The sequence below is a fragment of the Microbacterium sp. NPDC012755 genome (assembly GCF_042901325.1).
In the GTDB taxonomy this organism is placed as follows: Bacteria; Actinomycetota; Actinomycetes; order Actinomycetales; family Microbacteriaceae; genus Microbacterium; species Microbacterium natoriense.
This window is the reverse complement of record NZ_JBIBCT010000001.1, coordinates 2,923,567-2,938,981: the sequence shown is the minus strand read 5'-3', so window position 1 is coordinate 2,938,981 and position 15,415 is coordinate 2,923,567. Positions and strand designations below refer to the sequence as shown.

Sequence of the window (15,415 nt, the reverse complement as noted above, 5' to 3'; positions counted from 1 at the left end):
CTAGTCTGCTCGCTGACCGTGAGGAGACGAGAGTGTCGGAACGCCGTGTGCCCATTGCCCCGCAGCAGGTCGATGCGCCGCTGACGAGGACGGCGATCTTCCTGGTGGTCACCCTCGCGGACACCGGGACGGATGCCGCGCGGGAGGTCGTCTCCGGCATCGAGGACCTCGTGAAGACCGTCGGCTTCCGAGACCTCGGCGCGCGACTCTCCTGCACCGTCGGGATCGGCGCGCGGGTGTGGGAACGGCTCACCTCGCACCCGCTGCCGTCGGAACTGCACGCGTTCCCCGAAGTGCAGGGGCAGGTGCATACGGCGGTTTCCACTCCGGGGGATCTGCTGTTCCACATCCGTTCCGAGAGGCAGGATCTCTGCTTCGAACTCGAACGGCTGATCCTGGAGCAGCTCGGCGACGCCGCACACGTCGAAGACGAGACGTGGGGGTTCCGCTACTTCGACGCGCGCGATCTGCTCGGCTTCGTCGACGGGACGGCCAATCCGGTCGGTCCCGATCTGCCCGAGGCCACCCTGGTCGGGGCGGAGGACTCGGCGTTCGCCGGCGGCAGCTACGTCGTGGTGCAGAAGTACCTGCACGACCTCGGTGCGTGGCAGAGTCTGTCGACTGAGCAGCAGGAGGCGATCATCGGGCGACGCAAGGCCGACAACGTCGAACTCGACGATGCGGCGTCGGGCACCCAGCAGGCGCACAAGTCGCTCGCCACGATCGTCGATGAGACGGGCGAGCACGACATCCTCCGCGACAACATGCCGTTCGGGCGGCCAGGCGCCGGTGAGTTCGGCACCTACTTCATCGGCTACTCACGACGTCTCTGGGTCACGGAGAAGATGATCGAGCGCATGTTCATCGGTGACCCGCCGCGCCTGCACGACCGCATCCTCGACTTCTCGACCGCGCGCACGGGGACGACGTTCTTCGCGCCCTCTGCGACGTTCCTGGCCTCGCTCGGCTGACTCCGCCATCGTCGCCCGGCCTGAGCCGCGACCAACGACGCTGATCGAATCTCAGGTGTCGTACTCGCCCGAATCCCAGGGGGCGTAGAACGCCATGTAGTCCCCCGGCTCGACCGTGACGTTCCAGTACCATTCCTCGTCCGGATCGTCGGCGTCGGGGCCGTTCAAGACCATCCCGAACACGTGTCCGTGCGCCACGATGCTGAACGGGGCGATCGTGATGTCGTCGAAGGTCACGGGACCGAGCTGCGCCAGGAGGGCGGCAAGGGCATCGGACTCCTCCGTGGAGTCCGCAGGATTGCCCGGGAGCGCCGAGTCCTCCGGCCGGGGTCCGAGTGCCACGATCTGCGCGTCCATGAGATCGCCCTCGCCGTCGAACAGGTACCGCGCGACGAACTCGGCGCTCGCTCCGGACGTCACGGCACTCGTGAAGGGCGTGGTGATGAAGAACTGCTGACCGTCCGCGGTCCTGCCGACGTACCGTGCGTGATAGTCGTCATGTGCGATCAGGAACACGTCGGGCGCCGGCGCGTCATCGTGATCGAGGAGGGCTCGGTCGAGAGGGGCGGGCATGCCATCAAGCTACACCGGACGCCGGACCGCTCATTACGCAGTCAGCCTGCCGCTCAGCGTCGTCGCTGACACCTCGGGCAGAAGTGCGATCCTCGGTTCATGAAGCTCTCGCGCACGATGGGTGTCCCGCATCGATGGCACGGCGTGCCCTGCTGCCCATAGGCGTTGAGCGAGTGCGCGAAGTACCCGGCCTGTCCGTTGACGTTCACGTACTGTGCATCGAAGCTGGTGCCGCCCTCTGCCAGCGCCTTCGCGAGCACCGAGCGCACCTCGGCGAGGAGTCGCCGAACGGCCTGCGTCGACAGCGCGTTCGCCGGTGTCTCGGGGTGGATGCGCGACGCCCACAGCGACTCGTCCGCGTAGATGTTGCCGACGCCGCTGATCACGCCCTGATCGAGCAGCACGCGTTTGACGGCGCTGCCGCGGGTGCGGAGCGCCGCGCGGAACGCACCGTCATCGAACTCGGGATCGATCGGATCGCGAGCGATGTGGACGACCTGGGACGGGATCGACGTCCGTCCGTCGATGACGAGCGGATCGACCGCGAGCGAGCCGAACGTGCGCTGATCGGAGAAGACGACGGCCAGCTCGCCGTGCGTCGGATGCTCCAGATGGATGCGGATGCGCTCATGGCGCTCAGCCGGAGCCTCCGGCGCCCGGAGCAGCATCTGTCCGCTCATGCCGAGGTGCGCGATGAGAGCATCGCTGCCGGTGTCGAGCGGGAGCCAGAGGAACTTGCCACGCCGCTCGGCTCCGGTGAAGGTACGTCCTTCGAGGCGTCCGACGAAGTCCGCTGCTCCGGCGGGATGCCGGGTCAGTGCGCGCTCGTCGAAGACGCTGATCGCGGTGATCTGCGAGCCGATGGCGGCGGGAGCGAGACCCGCTCGCACCACCTCGACCTCTGGCAGCTCAGGCACGCTCGTCGAGCACGCGCCAGGCGTTGAGCGCCGCCGCCATCTCCGCGGTCTTCTTGCTGGTGCCGTTGCCCGTCATGCTGACGTCCCCGACGACGACGGTCGCGGTGAACCGACGGTCGTGATCAGGCCCGCTGGCCTCGATCGAGTACTGCGGCGGCGTTGCGCCGACGCGCGCGGCGAGCTCCTGCAGGCTCGTCTTCGGGTCCATCGCCGCGCCGTACCGTTCGGGGTCGGCGAGGAGAGGCTTGGTCAGCCGGAGCACCAGTTCCGTGGCGGCATCGGGACCAGCCGACAGATAGGTGGCACCGATGACGGCTTCCATCGTGTCGGCGAGGATCGAGTCCTTGTCGCGTCCACCGGTCTGCTCCTCGCCGCGGCCCAGCAGGAGATGATCGCCGAGGCGGATGCCCCGGGCGACCTCTGCCAGTGCCACGGTCGAGACGACACTCGCCCTGCGCTTCGCCAGCTCGCCCTCATCGAGGTCGGGATTCGTGGTGAAGAGCATGACGGTCACCGCCTGCCCGAGGACCGAGTCGCCGAGGAACTCCAGGCGCTCGTTGTGAGGGATCCCGCCGTGCTCGTACGCGTACGAACGGTGGGTCAGGGCCAACTCCAGAAGCTCCGCGTCGATATCGACGCGGAGCTTATCCGGAAGAGGCCGTGCCCCGTCGGGCGCCTCTGTCAGCGACGTGATGAGCGTCTCAGACGTCGGCGACCTTGCGGCCCTTGTACTCGAGGAAGAGCTCGGTGCCCTGCGAGTCGGTGACGACCTTCGCCTGGTGGGGGCGGCTGTAGACGACCTTGCCGTTCTCGATCGTCTTGACGAGGGCAGGAGCCTCCGCCTTCCACTGCGCACGGCGCGAGCGGGTGTTCGAACGGGAAACCTTGCGCTTCGGGGGGTTACCAGCCATGACTAGCTCTCTTCTTTCTCGGCGGCGCGGCTCTCTGCCGTTCCGTCTTGGTCTGTGATCTGCTGGAGCGCACTCCATCGAGGATCGATGGGAGCGGCCTGCTCCGTTCCGGTGCTCACGGTCAGCCTCTCGCCCGTTCTCGGGTCGAGACCCAGGCAATCCGGCTGACACACCGGCTGAAAAGGAAGCGACAACACGGCCGCATCCCTGACCAGAGTTTCAAGATCCACGTGGTCGTCTTGAACCTCGAAGTCAGTTTCTTCCTGACCAGGATACGCGAAAAGCTCCTGGAACTCGACTTCGACAGGCTGTGCGATGTCGATCAGGCATCGGCCGCACACTCCGGAGTACTCGCCTTCGGCCGTTCCGGACACCAGAATGCCCTCGTGGACGGACTCGAGACGCACATCGAGGTCGAGTTCAGAGCCCTCGGCATAGGTGACGATCCCCTCGCCCCACTGCTCGTCGAGACGGACGGTGAAGGCGTGCTCGCGCATCTCTCCCGGGTGGCGGACGATGTCGCGGACAGGGAGGATGAAGGGGCCATTCAGACGGGGACGCACCCCGCCATGTTACCGGCTCTCACCTGGGTGATCGCCGACTCAGATCCCGCGTGCGCCGGTGTCGAGGAAGGCCGCGACGGCCGGAGGCACGAAGGGCGTGACATCTCCGCCGAGGCCCGCCACCTGACGGACCAGCGAGCTGGACACCATCGCGTGCGAGGGGTCGGGCAGCAGGAACACGGTCTCGATGTCGGCCAGGTGCCTGTTCACGATCGCCATGGGTGATTCGTAGGCGACGTCGATCTGCGATCGGATGCCCTTGACGAGCACCCCCGCGTTCACGTCGCGCGCGTAGTCGACGAGCAGGCCCATGCTCCACGAGCCGATGACGATGTTGCCGCCCATGCCGTCTTCGGCGATGGACTGCTCCAGCAGCGCGAGGCGCTGGGCGATGGGCAGCATGGCCTCTTTGCCGGGATTGTGCACGACGAGCACGTGCAGCTCGTCGTACAGCTTCGCCGCACGACGGATCACATCGAGGTGACCCAGGGTCGGCGGATCGAAGGAACCCGGGACGACGGCGATCCGGCTGCTCACTTCGACTCCTTCGATCGCTCAGTGCACCGCATGCCACCAGCCTAAGGCACGTCAGTTCTTCGCCAGCGCCGCACGGTCTTCGTCAGTCACACGTCGCTCGATCGCCGCTCTCAGGCCGGGGTGCGCGTCGAGGGAGGGATCGGATTCGAGGATCGCCTCCGCGAGTTCCCGCGCGCGCACGATGAGGCCGGAGTCCTTCACCACGCGCAGCAGCTTCAGCGAGGAGCGGACGCCGGCCTGAGCCGCTCCGAGCACATCGCCCTCCCCCCTGAGCTCGAGGTCGACCTCCGCCAGCGCGAAGCCGTCGAGGGTGGCGGCGACGGCATCCACCCTCTCGCGTGCGACAGAGCCGGATTCCGCCTCCGTCACCAGCAGGCACAGCCCGGGGACGCCGCCACGCCCGACGCGACCCCGGAGCTGGTGCAGCTGCGAGACGCCGAACCGATCGGCGTCCAGCACGATCATCGTCGAGGCGTTGGGCACGTCGACGCCGACCTCGATGACCGTGGTCGCGAGGAGCAGGTCGATCTCACCTCTCGCGAAGGACTGCATCACGGCGTCCTTCTCATCGGAGGGCATCTTCCCGTGCAGCACCGCACGTCGCAGGCCGCCCAGCGTCGGATGCGTGGCGAGGGCCTCATCGAGCTGCACGACGCCCCAACGGGGCCCGTTCGCGCCCTCGGCCGCGGGAAGCGCTCCGGCCTCGGCGGTCTTCTTGGTCGTGTCGATGGCCGCGCACACGGCGAACACCTGCCGCCCCTGGGCGATCTCCTCGGACGCGCGCTCCCACACGCGGTTGAACCACCCCGGATGCTCTGCGAGGGGCGCCACGAACGATTGGATGCCCGCTCGTCCGGCCGGCATCGTCCGGATGACGGATGTGTCGAGATCGCCGAAGACCGTCATGGCGACGGTCCGCGGGATCGGCGTTGCCGTCAGCACGAGGGCGTGCGGACTCGATCCCTTCGCTCGCAGAACCTCGCGCTGCTCGACTCCGAAGCGATGCTGCTCGTCGACGACGACGAGGCCGAGATCGGCGAATGTCGTCTTCTCACCGAGCAGCGCATGGGTTCCCACGACGATGAGCGCCTGACCCGATGCCACGCGAAGCGCCGCCTTGCGCCGGTCGGCGGCCGGCATCTGACCGGTGAGGAGCGTCGGCATCACGAGCGGCGCGAGTTCGGGGCCGAGCATCTTCGCGATCGACCGCAGATGCTGGCCTGCAAGAACCTCCGTCGGAGCGATCAGCGCCGCCTGGCCTCCGGACTCCGCCACCTGCAGCATCGCCCTGAGCGCGACCAGCGTCTTGCCCGAGCCGACCTCGCCCTGCACGAGGCGGTTCATGGGCCACGCGCCGACGAGGTCTTCCGCGACCTGCTCGCCGACCGTCTGCTGGTCCGGGGTGAGGGTGTACGGGAGCGCCGCGTCGAATCGTTCGAGAAGCCCACCGGGCCGTGCGGGGCGCGTCGTCGCCGCGAGCGCGCGCACCGCATCGCGCTGCTGCAGCAGTGCCGTCTGAAGGGTCAGCGCCTCGTGCATGCGCAGCGTCCGCACCGCAGGATCGATGTCGTTCCGGGTCTTCGGGCGATGGATCTGGTCGAGAGCCTCTCTCGCGGTGAGCAGCTCCTCTCGACGGCGGACGGCGTCGGGCAGCGGCTCCGGGACATCGCCGAGATCGTCGAGGACTCTGACCACGAACTTCGCGATCTGCCAGGTCTGCAGGCTCGCGGTCGCGGGATAGATCGGGATGAGGACGGCGGCTCGCGCGTCGGCGCGTCGACGCGCCGCATCCTCGTCGTCGAACAGCTCGTACTCCGGATGGGCGAACTGCGTGACGCCGTTGAACTCCCCCACCTTGCCGGAGAAGACCCCGCGTCTCCCGACCGCGAGCTCCTCGGAACGCCACTTCGCCGCACCGAGGTTCTTCGCGAAGAAGGTCAGGGACATCTTGCCGATGCCGTCGCCGATCACCACATCGACCATGGCGCCCTTGCGGTTGCGCATGGCCCGCGCGCTGGACGAGAGGACCTCGGCGACGATCGTGACGGTCTCCCCGAGCGGCAGCTCGCGGATGGGCGTGAGCTCGCCTGGGTCGGCGTAGCGACGTGGGTAGTGCGACAGCAGGTCGCCGACGCTCTGCATCCCGAAGGCGCGGTTCAGCGTCTTCGCGGGCGTCGGCCCGAGCGCCTCGTCCAGCGACGAGTCGAGAGTGAGCGGCATGACAACGACTCTATCGACGCCGACGGACACCGAAACCGGTGACCGGCCCTGGCCATCCCTCCGTCACCTCTGTCGTATCGTGAACAGGTGACGAGGATCATCGCCGGCAAGGCCAGAGGAGCGCGCCTCGACGTGCCGAGCTCGGGCACCCGCCCGACCAGCGACCGGGTGCGGGAGTCGCTCTTCGGTGCGCTCGAATCCGCGGAGGCGATCGCGGGTGCGCGTGTCCTCGATCTGTACGCCGGCTCCGGTGCGCTGGGCCTCGAGGCGCTGAGTCGAGGGGCCCTGAGCGTCGACCTGGTCGAGCGGGGGCGCCCGGCCGCCGCGATCGTGCGACGCAACGCCGCGACCACGGCGAAGGCCGGAGGTCTCGAGAAGGCCCGCGTGCACGAGAGCGCGGTGCATCAGTTCCTCCTGCGCGCCACAGGACCCTACGACCTGGTCTTCTCCGACCCGCCCTACGACATCGAGGACGCGGCGATGAACGCAGACCTCCTCGCGCTCGCCCCGCTCCTCTCCCCCGACGCGCTGGTCATCGTCGAACGCGCGAAGCGGTCGGCCGCACCCGACTTCGACGGCGCCGGACTCTCCCTGTTCCGGGAGAAGAACTACGGCGACACGACGCTCTGGTGGGCCGAGCCCGCCGACGATCAGCCCGCCGCGGAGTCCCAGTCCCGATAGGGATCCCAGCCGCTGATGTCGACGAGTGCCTCATCGCAGAGGAGCGACTCGGCGCCGGCCGTGCGCACGACGCCGATCGTGCGGAAACCGGCCGGAACGGAATCGGCGGGGAAGGTCGCGAGCAGGGCGTGGTCCTCGCCGCCCGCCAGCGCCCTCGTCGGGTCCGCCCCGAGGCGGGCGCCGTCCAGGGCGATCGTCACACCGGATGCCGCCGCCAGGCGCCGCGCGTCCAGCGCGAGGCCGTCGGAGATGTCCATCATCGCCGTCGCCCCGGCGACGGCGGCGAACGGACCGAGTCCGATCGGCGGAGACGGGCGCAGCTGGGCGTCGAGCGCCGCACGCTCCCCCTCGGCGAGCCGCGTGGGGTCGACCGGGACAGGCGTCTCGCCGTCTCGGAAGCGGCCGAACAGCACGGCGAGTCCGCGGGCCGCTGCTCCCAGCTCTCCCGCAACCGCCACGACGTCACCGGGCCGAGCCCCTGCCCGCGTCACGGCAGCTCGACCCTCGAGGTCTCCGAGTGCCGTCACCGCGACCGTGAGCACGTCGGACACGGTCAGGTCGCCGCCCACGACCGAGCACCCTGGAGCGAGGGCTGCGCAAGCGTCTCGGAAGCCGTCGGCCAGACTCTCCACGAAGGACAGCCGGAGGTCGCGGGGCACGGCGAGAGCCACCAGCAGCGCGGTCGGGCGCGCCCCCATGGCCGCGACGTCGGCGAGGTTGACAGCGGCCGACTTCCAGCCGAGGTCGTAGCCGCTCGACCAGGCGAGACGGAAGTCCGGACCGTGCACGAGCGTGTCCGTCGTCGCGACGACGGTTCCCGACGGCGCAGCGATCACGGCGGCGTCGTCGCCGGGCCCGATGATCGTGTGCGAGGCGGGAGCGGTCCTGGCGAGGATGGCCCGCAGGATCTCTCCCTCGGACAGCTCTCCGAGGTGCGGATCGTCGGCATCGGGTCGGGAGGGCATGAAGTCAAAGGTAGCCTGGAAGCATGCGCCTCTCTCGCCGTCTCGCCGTCGCCGCGGGTGCAGTGACTCTGCTCGCCGCACTCTCCGGATGCTCGACGACGATCCACCTCGAAGCGGCCAAGGACGCGAACAATCCCGCCTGCGCCGATGTGTCGGTTCTCCTGCCGTCGGCGCTCGGAGAGCTCGACAGGGTGTGGACGGATGCCCAGGCCACCGGAGCCTGGGGAGACGACCCGACGGTGGTGCTCCGCTGCGGCGTCGCCGTGCCTGCTCCCTCTGCGCTGGTCTGCCAGACCTTCAGCGGCGTCGACTGGCTCGTGCTCGACCAGGAGGAGGACCGCCAGCGACTCGTCACGTTCGGCCGCGACCCCGCGATCGAACTGAGCATCCGCCGGGGCACCGAGGTGGACTTCCGCACGATCGTGGACAAGCTCTCCACGAGCATCCAGGCCGGTCTCCAGCCCGCGACGGCGAAGTGCACGGCTCGGGAGGGCTGATGAATCCCCTGATCCCCACGGAGTACGACGTCGCCATGAGCGTGCTGGCCGTCGCGGCGATGCTGTTCACGCTGTGCGCGTTCGTCTCGATGGTGCGCGATCGGAACGCGACCGGGGTGACGTTCCTGGTCTGGCTCCTGATCGTCGTGCTGGCGCCCGTGCTGGGGCCTGCCGCATGGTTCTGCTACGGACGCACGGCCGTCGCCGCACGCCCGTAGCGGGGGACGCTCAGCGGCGCAGGCCGGCCTCGATCAGCTCGGAGATCAGATCGCCGTAGCTCAGCCCTGAGGCGACCCAGCACTTCGGGAACATCGAGATCGGCGTGAAGCCGGGCATCGTGTTCAGCTCGTTGACGACCAGCTCGCCCGCGGGCGTCAGGAACATGTCGACGCGAGCCAGACCACGACCGTCGACGGCCTCGAACGCGCGGACACCGGCCTCCTGGATCGCCGAGACCTCGGCATCCGTGAGCTCCGCCGGGCACACCACGTCGACGCCGTCTCCGCCGAGGTACTTGCCCTCGAAGTCGTAGAAGCCGCGCGAGGTCAGGACGATCTCCCCCGGCAGCGACGCCCGGACGCCCTCCGCGCCCTCGAGAACGGCGACCTCGATCTCGCGGCCGGACACTCCGGTCTCGATGAGCACCTTGTCATCCTCAGCGAACGCGATGGCCAGAGCCGCATCCAGCTCGGCGAGGTCGTCGACCTTGGACACGCCGACGCTGGACCCCGCACGGGCGGGCTTGACGAAGAGCGGCAGCCCCAGCACCTCAGCCGAGGTGCGCACGCCTGCGGCATCCGTGGCCCATTCGCGGGCGCGCACCGTGACCCAGGGCGCCACGGCGATGCCTGCGGCCTGCAGCGCGATCTTCATGAAGTGCTTGTCCATGCACAGCGCGGAATCGAGCACGCCGCCACCGGCATACGGGACCTCGAGCGTGTCGAAGTAACCCTGGATGGTGCCGTCCTCGCCGTGCGGTCCGTGGAGGATGGGCAGGACGACGTCGATCTCGCCGAGCCCGTCGATCGAGCCGTCGGGCTGCACGACGCGCAGGGTGCGGTCTCCGCCGGGCTCCGGCCACAGCACCCGGGTGCCGTTGTCCACGACCTCGGGAAGGTGCGCGGCATCCAGCGGGAACTTCGCCGGGTCGTCCTCCTCGAGCACGAACGCCCCCTCGCGGGTGATCCCCACGGGGATCACGGCGTAGCGGTCGCGATCAATCGCGCCCAGAACCCCGCCCGCCGTTGCGGAACTGATCGAATGCTCGCTGGAGCGCCCTCCGAAGAGCACCACCACCGTCTGCTTGTCCAAGATTGGTCCTCTCCCCCTGCGGGGTGTCGTCGTCCGTCGTCAGGTGCGGTGCGATGTCACGGGGATCCATCTTCCCGTCCAGCACCATCTTCACCTGTTCGACGATGGGCATGTCGACCTCCGACTCGCGTGCCAGCTGCAGCACCGGAGCGACGGACGCGAGTCCCTCGGCGGTCTGCTGCATCTGCTTCACGACGTCCTGGAAGCTGTACCCCTGGCCGAGCAGGCGCCCGGCCGTGTTGTTGCGGCTCAGCGGAGACTGACACGTGGCGATCAGATCGCCCAGGCCTGCGAGGCCCTGCAGAGTCTCCGGGTGCGCGCCGTTGGCGACCGCGAAGTCGGTCATCTCCACGAGTCCGCGGGTGATGATCGACGCCTTGGTGTTCTCACCGTACCCGACGCCGTCGACGATGCCGATCGCGACGGCGATGAGGTTCTTCAGCACGCCGCCGAACTCGGTGCCGATGACATCCGTGTTCACGAAGGTGCGGAAGTAGCTGTTGCGCGCCGCCCTGGCGATCGTCTCCGCCGTCTCCAGGCTCCGCGAGGAGATCACGGCCGCGGTGGGCTGCTCACGCGCGATCTCGAGCGCGAGGTTGGGCCCCGAGGCCACCGCGATCCGCTCCGGGTCGCAGCGGAGCTCCTGCTCGATGACCTGGCTCATGCGCAGACCCGTCGAGCGCTCCACGCCCTTCATCAGGCTGACGATCTTCACGTCGCTGTCGGCGAGAAGAGGGCGCAGCGCCTTGAGGTTCTCGCGGAGTGACTGGCTGGGCACCGACAGGTACACCTGCTCGACGTCGCGCATCGCGATCGCGAGCTCATGCGTCGCCGCCATCGTGCGGGGCAGGTTGATGCCCGGAAGGTAGCGGGAGTTCCGCTTCGCCTCGTCGATCTCGTGGGCCAGCTCGGCGCGACGCGCCCACATCGTCACCTGGGCTCCGCCGTCGGCGAGGATCTTGCCGAAGGTCGTCCCCCAGCTTCCGGCGCCGACGACGGCGACCTTCGGCCCCGCCTGCGGGGTTCTCTTAGGAGTCAAGGCGACCCGTCTCCTTCTGACCGTGCGACGCCGGGTTCCAGCGCTCCGCGGGAGCCTTCTCGTCGCGGAGGTCTTCCAACAGCGCAGTGATGGCGTTCATCAGACGGTTGGTGGCCTCGGTGAGCGCGGACTGCTCCCCCGCACGCCCGCGGAGGTCCGAGAGGTCCACGGGGTCGCCGATGACGATGTTCACCGGCTTGCGCAGAGGCCACAGGCTCAGCCCCTTCTGGTAGCGGCCCATGATCGCCTGCGTGCCCCACTGCGCCATCGGGATGAGCGGGATGTCGTCGGCGAGTGCCAGACGCACCGCGCCGGACTTCCCCCGCATCGGCCACAGGTCGGGGTCGCGGGTCAGCGTGCCCTCCGGATAGACGATGACGCCCCGCCCGTGCTCGACGAGCTCCTCGGACTGCTTCATGGTCTGCTTCGCGGCCGTCGCCGACGAGGAGCGTGCGACCGGGATCATCCCGGTGCGGCGGAGCAGCCACCCCAGGACCGGGATCTTGAACAGGCTGTCCTTCGCCATGAACCGCGGAGCACGTCCCAGCCGCCACACGGCGACGGCGACGATCAGCGGATCGAACTCCGAATAGTGGTTGGGCGCGAGCACGAAGGCGCCCTGAGCGGGCAGCTTCTCCTTGCCCGTGACCCGGATCTTCGCGAGCAGCGAGATCAGCGGGACCACGATCACCGCGAGCGGCCAGAACAGGCTCGGTCGCCGGGTCTCCGACCTGGCACCCATTCCGGTCACCGGATGACGTCGAAGTCGGCCCCGAGGGCGTCGAGCTTCGCCAGGAACTTCTCGTAGCCGCGGCTGAGGATGTCGACGCCGGAGACCTTCGACTCGCCGGTCGCCGTGAGCGCGGCGATCACGTGGCTGTAGCCGCCGCGAAGGTCGGGAACCACGATGTCGGCGCCGTGCAGCGGCGTGGGCCCGGTGATCACCGCAGCCTGCTCGAGGTCGCGACGGGGCACCCGACGCGGACCGTCCTGGAGGCCACGCGGATGCACGACGATGTCGGCGCCCATCTTGACGAGCGCGTCAGTGAAGCCCATGCGGTTCTCGTAGACCGTCTCGTGCACGACAGAGCGTCCGTGGGCCTGCGTGAGCGCCACGACCAGCGGCTGCTGCCAGTCGGTCATGAAGCCGGGGTGCACGTCGGTCTCCACGACGACGGGCTTGAGCTCGCCGTCGCGGCGGAAGAGGATGCCGTCCTCCTGGATGTCGAACCAGCCACCCGCCTTGCGGAACACGTTGAGGAAGGTGAGCATCTCCTGCTGCTTGGCGCCTCCGACGAAGATCTCCCCGTCGGTGGCGAGGGCGGCGGAAGCCCAGGATGCGGCCTCGTTGCGGTCGAAGATGGAACGGTGGTCGTAGCCGCGCAGCGTCTCCACGCCCTCGATCACGATGACGCGGTTGGGCTCGTAGGAGATGATCGCGCCCATCTTCTGCAAGACGGCGATGAGATCCATGATCTCCGGCTCGATGGCCGCGTTGCGCAGCTCCGTCGTGCCCTCGGCGCGGACGGCGGTGAGCAGGACCTGCTCGGTCGCCCCGACGCTCGGGTACGGGAGGTGGATGTTGGCCCCGTGCAGTCGGGCGCCGCCGGTGGACAGTCGGATGCCGCTGGGCAGCTTCTCGACGATGGCGCCGAACTTGCGCAGCGCGTCCAGGTGGAAGTCGATCGGACGGTCGCCGATGCGGCAGCCGCCGAGATCGGGGATGAACGCCTGCCCGAGGCGGTGCAGAAGCGGGCCGCAGAACAGGATCGGAATGCGCGACGCACCGGCGTGGGCGTCGATCTCCTCCATGTGCGCGGACTCGACACCGACCGGGTCGAAGACCAGGGAGCCCGGCTCGTCGCCCGGCTTGACCTGGACGCCGTGCACCTCGAGCAGCGAGCGCACCACGGCGACGTCGCTCAGATCAGGCACATCCCGGAGCGTGCTCGCTGTCTCGCCGAGGAGGGTCGCGACCATCGCCTTGGTGGCGAGGTTCTTCGCCCCCTTGACGTCGACGCGGCCGCGCAGCGGGCGCCCTCCGCGAATGGCGAGGACGTCTCCGGTGAGAGCGGGAACTCCGTCCGGAAGAGCATCGCGCACGGGTGTCGTCATTCGGAGCCTCACTTCAATCCACTGTTTCGGGGGCGGGTTTGCCCCTGGCTCGCCCGCCCCTTCCGTGTCACTGAACGGGGAGGGTTCGAGGCCGCCACGACTCGCGTCGGGCCTCGAACTGCGCGATCTTGTCTTCGTTGCGCAGCGTGAGCCCGATGTCATCGAGCCCTTCGAGGAGCCGCCATCTAGTGTAATCGTCGATCCCGATGTCGGCCTGGATCCCGCCGATCGACGCGGTGCGCTCCTCGAGGTTCACGGTGATCCGCGCCCCGGGATTCCGGTCGATCTCGGCCCAGATGCTCTCCAGATCCTCTTCGGAGATCGTGGCTGCGAGCAGGCCCTGCTTGCCCGAGTTCCCCCGGAAGATGTCGGCGAATCGCGGGCTGAGCACGACCGAGAAGCCGAAGTCGCGCAGCGCCCAGACGGCGTGCTCGCGGCTGGACCCGGTGCCGAAGTCGGGCCCGGCGACGAGCACGGATGCGCCCTGGAACGGCTCCTGGTTCAACACGAAGTCGGGGTCCTGACGCCAGGCGTGGAAGAGGGCGTCGTCGAAGCCGGTCTTGGTGACGCGCTTCAGGAACACCGCGGGGATGATCTGGTCGGTGTCGACGTTCGAGCGCTTCAGCGGCGCCGCGATGCCGGTGTGGGTGGTGAACTTCTCCATGATCAGACCTCCGCCGTCTCGTTCAGATCGCTCGGGCTGGACAGGGTTCCGCGGATGGCGGTCGCCGCGGCGACCAGCGGCGAGACCAGATGAGTGCGCCCGCCCTTGCCCTGACGGCCCTCGAAGTTGCGGTTGGACGTCGAGGCGCAGCGCTCCCCCGGAGCGAGCTGATCGGGGTTCATGCCGAGGCACATCGAGCAGCCGGCGAAACGCCACTCCGCACCGAAGTCCGTGATGATCCGGTCCAGGCCCTCGGCCTCGGCTTCGAGGCGCACGCGCGCAGACCCGGGGACCACCATCACGCGGACCCCGTCTGCCTTCTTCTTGCCCTCGATGATGGACGCGAAGGCCCGCAGATCCTCGATGCGGCTGTTGGTGCACGAGCCCATGAACACGGCATCCACGGGCACCTCCTTGAGCGGGGTGCCCGGAGTCAGGTCCATGTACTCGAGCGCGCGCTCGGCGGCGGCGCGCTCGTTCGGGTCGGCGATGTCGGCCGGGTTCGGGACGGATGCCGACAGGGAGCTGCCCTGACCGGGGTTGGTGCCCCACGTGACGAACGGCTCCAGCGCGTCGGCGTCGATGAACACCTCAGCGTCGAAGACCGCACCCTCATCGGTGGGAAGCGTGCGCCAGTAGGCGACGGCGTCCTCCCAGTCCTGACCCTTCGGAGCGTGCGGCTTGTCCTTCACGTACGCGAAGGTCGTCTCGTCGGGGGCGACCATGCCCGCGCGGGCTCCCGCCTCGATCGACATGTTGCAGATCGTCATGCGGCCCTCCATCGAGAGCGCGCGGATGGCGCTTCCGCGGAACTCGAGGACGTACCCCTGACCTCCGCCGGTGCCGATCTTCGCGATGACCGCGAGGATGATGTCCTTGGCCGTGACGCCGGGTCGCAGAGTGCCCTCGACGTTGATCGCCATGGTCTTGAAGGGCTTGAGCGGGAGCGTCTGCGTCGCCATGACGTGCTCGACCTCGCTCGTGCCGATGCCGAACGCCATCGCGCCGAACGCGCCGTGGGTGGAGGTGTGCGAGTCGCCGCAGACGACCGTGATGCCCGGCATGGTCAGTCCCAGCTGGGGGCCGACGACGTGGACGATGCCCTGCTCAGCGTCGCCGAGAGAGTGCAGGCGGACACCGAACTCCGCGGCGTTGCGGCGGAGGGTGTCGATCTGGGTGCGGCTGGTGAGGTCGGCGATCGGCTTGTCGATCTCCCACGTTGGCGTGTTGTGGTCCTCCGTGGCGATCGTGAGGTCGAGCCGCCGCAGCGGGCGCCCCTCGCTGCGGAGACCGTCGAAGGCCTGCGGGCTCGTCACCTCGTGGACGAGGTGCAGATCGATGTAGATGAGGTCCGGTTCGCCGTTCTCGCCCTTGACGACGAGGTGATCGTCCCAGACCTTCTCGGCCAGGGTGCGTGCGGAAGCGGATGCTGCTGCGGGGGTGTTCATCGA

18 protein-coding genes are annotated in these 15,415 nt (G+C 68.8%); 4 read left to right on the top strand and 14 right to left on the bottom strand.

Going from position 1 to position 15,415, the window contains the following annotated elements; all coding sequences use genetic code 11:
* Positions 1 to 32 precede the first annotated feature (32 nt).
* Positions 33 to 971, top strand: coding sequence for a Dyp-type peroxidase (locus tag ACFY5A_RS13690; RefSeq protein WP_387234789.1), 939 nt, complete (start codon positions 33 to 35; stop codon positions 969 to 971).
* Between the two features lie 51 nt (positions 972 to 1,022).
* Here ACFY5A_RS13690 and ACFY5A_RS13685 read toward each other — a convergent pair whose 3' ends face one another.
* The 7 genes from ACFY5A_RS13685 to ACFY5A_RS13655 form a co-directional block, all read right to left on the bottom strand.
* Positions 1,023 to 1,544, bottom strand: coding sequence for a hypothetical protein (locus tag ACFY5A_RS13685; RefSeq protein WP_387234786.1), 522 nt, complete (start codon positions 1,542 to 1,544; stop codon positions 1,023 to 1,025).
* A gap of 53 nt (positions 1,545 to 1,597) precedes the next feature.
* Complete coding sequence (gene mutM / locus ACFY5A_RS13680) at positions 1,598 to 2,461, bottom strand: bifunctional DNA-formamidopyrimidine glycosylase/DNA-(apurinic or apyrimidinic site) lyase (protein WP_387234783.1); 864 nt, start codon at positions 2,459 to 2,461, stop codon at positions 1,598 to 1,600.
* On the bottom strand, positions 2,454 to 3,146 hold the full coding sequence (gene rnc, locus ACFY5A_RS13675) for a ribonuclease III (RefSeq protein WP_105673331.1): 693 nt from the start codon (positions 3,144 to 3,146) through the stop codon (positions 2,454 to 2,456). The genes mutM and rnc overlap by 8 nt, the downstream gene beginning before the upstream one ends.
* Before the next feature lie 16 nt (positions 3,147 to 3,162).
* Positions 3,163 to 3,372 (bottom strand): 50S ribosomal protein L32, encoded by a 210-nt coding sequence (rpmF, locus tag ACFY5A_RS13670; RefSeq protein ID WP_013586329.1) that lies wholly within the window; start codon positions 3,370 to 3,372, stop codon positions 3,163 to 3,165.
* A gap of 2 nt (positions 3,373 to 3,374) precedes the next feature.
* A complete protein-coding gene (locus ACFY5A_RS13665) occupies positions 3,375 to 3,869 on the bottom strand; it encodes a DUF177 domain-containing protein (protein ID WP_374197887.1) in 495 nt (164 codons plus the stop codon).
* Positions 3,870 to 3,974: 105 nt separating this feature from the next.
* Positions 3,975 to 4,472, bottom strand: a complete 498-nt coding sequence (gene coaD, locus ACFY5A_RS13660) for a pantetheine-phosphate adenylyltransferase (RefSeq protein WP_105673330.1) — start codon at positions 4,470 to 4,472, stop codon at positions 3,975 to 3,977.
* A 51-nt stretch (positions 4,473 to 4,523) separates the two neighbouring features.
* Positions 4,524 to 6,692 carry an ATP-dependent DNA helicase RecG gene (locus ACFY5A_RS13655; RefSeq protein ID WP_387234780.1) on the bottom strand — a complete coding sequence of 723 codons (2,169 nt, stop codon included), beginning with the start codon at positions 6,690 to 6,692 and terminating at the stop codon, positions 4,524 to 4,526.
* A gap of 87 nt (positions 6,693 to 6,779) precedes the next feature.
* On the opposite strand from ACFY5A_RS13655, the gene rsmD reads away from it, so the two are divergent.
* Complete coding sequence (gene rsmD, locus ACFY5A_RS13650; protein WP_387234777.1) at positions 6,780 to 7,373, top strand: 16S rRNA (guanine(966)-N(2))-methyltransferase RsmD; 594 nt, start codon at positions 6,780 to 6,782, stop codon at positions 7,371 to 7,373.
* Here the strand turns inward: rsmD and thiL are convergent.
* Entirely contained in the window at positions 7,343 to 8,338 is a 996-nt protein-coding gene (gene thiL / locus ACFY5A_RS13645) for a thiamine-phosphate kinase (RefSeq protein ID WP_387234774.1), read from the bottom strand. The two genes, rsmD and thiL, sit on opposite strands and share 31 nt — an antisense overlap.
* Before the next feature lie 23 nt (positions 8,339 to 8,361).
* On the opposite strand from thiL, the gene ACFY5A_RS13640 reads away from it, so the two are divergent.
* Both ACFY5A_RS13640 and ACFY5A_RS13635 read left to right on the top strand, forming a co-directional pair.
* Positions 8,362 to 8,835: a DUF3515 family protein gene (locus ACFY5A_RS13640; RefSeq protein ID WP_341942268.1), complete on the top strand. Its 474-nt coding sequence runs from the start codon at positions 8,362 to 8,364 to the stop codon at positions 8,833 to 8,835.
* On the top strand, positions 8,835 to 9,053 hold the full coding sequence (locus ACFY5A_RS13635) for a PLDc N-terminal domain-containing protein (RefSeq protein ID WP_341942269.1): 219 nt from the start codon (positions 8,835 to 8,837) through the stop codon (positions 9,051 to 9,053). The genes ACFY5A_RS13640 and ACFY5A_RS13635 overlap by 1 nt, the downstream gene beginning before the upstream one ends.
* Before the next feature lie 10 nt (positions 9,054 to 9,063).
* On the opposite strand, the gene ACFY5A_RS13630 is transcribed toward ACFY5A_RS13635, so the two are convergent.
* From ACFY5A_RS13630 to leuC, 6 genes are all read right to left on the bottom strand, one after another.
* Positions 9,064 to 10,146, bottom strand: coding sequence for a D-alanine--D-alanine ligase family protein (locus ACFY5A_RS13630; protein WP_387234771.1), 1,083 nt, complete (start codon positions 10,144 to 10,146; stop codon positions 9,064 to 9,066).
* Positions 10,052 to 11,185, bottom strand: a complete 1,134-nt coding sequence (locus ACFY5A_RS13625; RefSeq protein WP_105673323.1) for an NAD(P)H-dependent glycerol-3-phosphate dehydrogenase — start codon at positions 11,183 to 11,185, stop codon at positions 10,052 to 10,054. Before ACFY5A_RS13625 ends, ACFY5A_RS13630 begins: the two co-directional genes overlap by 95 nt.
* Positions 11,175 to 11,927, bottom strand: a complete 753-nt coding sequence (locus ACFY5A_RS13620; RefSeq protein ID WP_341942271.1) for a lysophospholipid acyltransferase family protein — start codon at positions 11,925 to 11,927, stop codon at positions 11,175 to 11,177. Before ACFY5A_RS13620 ends, ACFY5A_RS13625 begins: the two co-directional genes overlap by 11 nt.
* A 5-nt stretch (positions 11,928 to 11,932) precedes the next feature.
* Complete coding sequence (murA, locus tag ACFY5A_RS13615; protein WP_341942272.1) at positions 11,933 to 13,300, bottom strand: UDP-N-acetylglucosamine 1-carboxyvinyltransferase; 1,368 nt, start codon at positions 13,298 to 13,300, stop codon at positions 11,933 to 11,935.
* A 67-nt stretch (positions 13,301 to 13,367) separates the two neighbouring features.
* Complete coding sequence (leuD, locus tag ACFY5A_RS13610; RefSeq protein WP_341942273.1) at positions 13,368 to 13,964, bottom strand: 3-isopropylmalate dehydratase small subunit; 597 nt, start codon at positions 13,962 to 13,964, stop codon at positions 13,368 to 13,370.
* 2 nt (positions 13,965 to 13,966) lie between these two features.
* Positions 13,967 to 15,412 carry a 3-isopropylmalate dehydratase large subunit gene (gene leuC, locus ACFY5A_RS13605; RefSeq protein ID WP_105673319.1) on the bottom strand — a complete coding sequence of 482 codons (1,446 nt, stop codon included), beginning with the start codon at positions 15,410 to 15,412 and terminating at the stop codon, positions 13,967 to 13,969.
* Between the last annotated feature and the right edge of the window lie 3 nt (positions 15,413 to 15,415).

What these genes read in the sequence shown, in the direction of transcription:
- ACFY5A_RS13685 (WP_387234786.1), bottom strand. Translation starts at nt 1,544, where the DNA reads ATGCCCGCCCCTCTCGACCGAGCCCTCCTCGATCACGATGACGCGCCG.
- rpmF (WP_013586329.1), bottom strand. Translation starts at nt 3,372, where the DNA reads ATGGCTGGTAACCCCCCGAAGCGCAAGGTTTCCCGTTCGAACACCCGC.
- ACFY5A_RS13665 (WP_374197887.1), bottom strand. Translation starts at nt 3,869, where the DNA reads ATGCGCGAGCACGCCTTCACCGTCCGTCTCGACGAGCAGTGGGGCGAG.
- ACFY5A_RS13655 (WP_387234780.1), bottom strand. Translation starts at nt 6,692, where the DNA reads ATGCCGCTCACTCTCGACTCGTCGCTGGACGAGGCGCTCGGGCCGACG.
- thiL (WP_387234774.1), bottom strand. Translation starts at nt 8,338, where the DNA reads ATGCCCTCCCGACCCGATGCCGACGATCCGCACCTCGGAGAGCTGTCC.
- ACFY5A_RS13640 (WP_341942268.1), top strand. Translation starts at nt 8,362, where the DNA reads ATGCGCCTCTCTCGCCGTCTCGCCGTCGCCGCGGGTGCAGTGACTCTG.
- ACFY5A_RS13635 (WP_341942269.1), top strand. Translation starts at nt 8,835, where the DNA reads ATGAATCCCCTGATCCCCACGGAGTACGACGTCGCCATGAGCGTGCTG.
- ACFY5A_RS13620 (WP_341942271.1), bottom strand. Translation starts at nt 11,927, where the DNA reads ATGGGTGCCAGGTCGGAGACCCGGCGACCGAGCCTGTTCTGGCCGCTC.
- murA (WP_341942272.1), bottom strand. Translation starts at nt 13,300, where the DNA reads ATGACGACACCCGTGCGCGATGCTCTTCCGGACGGAGTTCCCGCTCTC.
- leuD (WP_341942273.1), bottom strand. Translation starts at nt 13,964, where the DNA reads ATGGAGAAGTTCACCACCCACACCGGCATCGCGGCGCCGCTGAAGCGC.
- leuC (WP_105673319.1), bottom strand. Translation starts at nt 15,412, where the DNA reads ATGAACACCCCCGCAGCAGCATCCGCTTCCGCACGCACCCTGGCCGAG.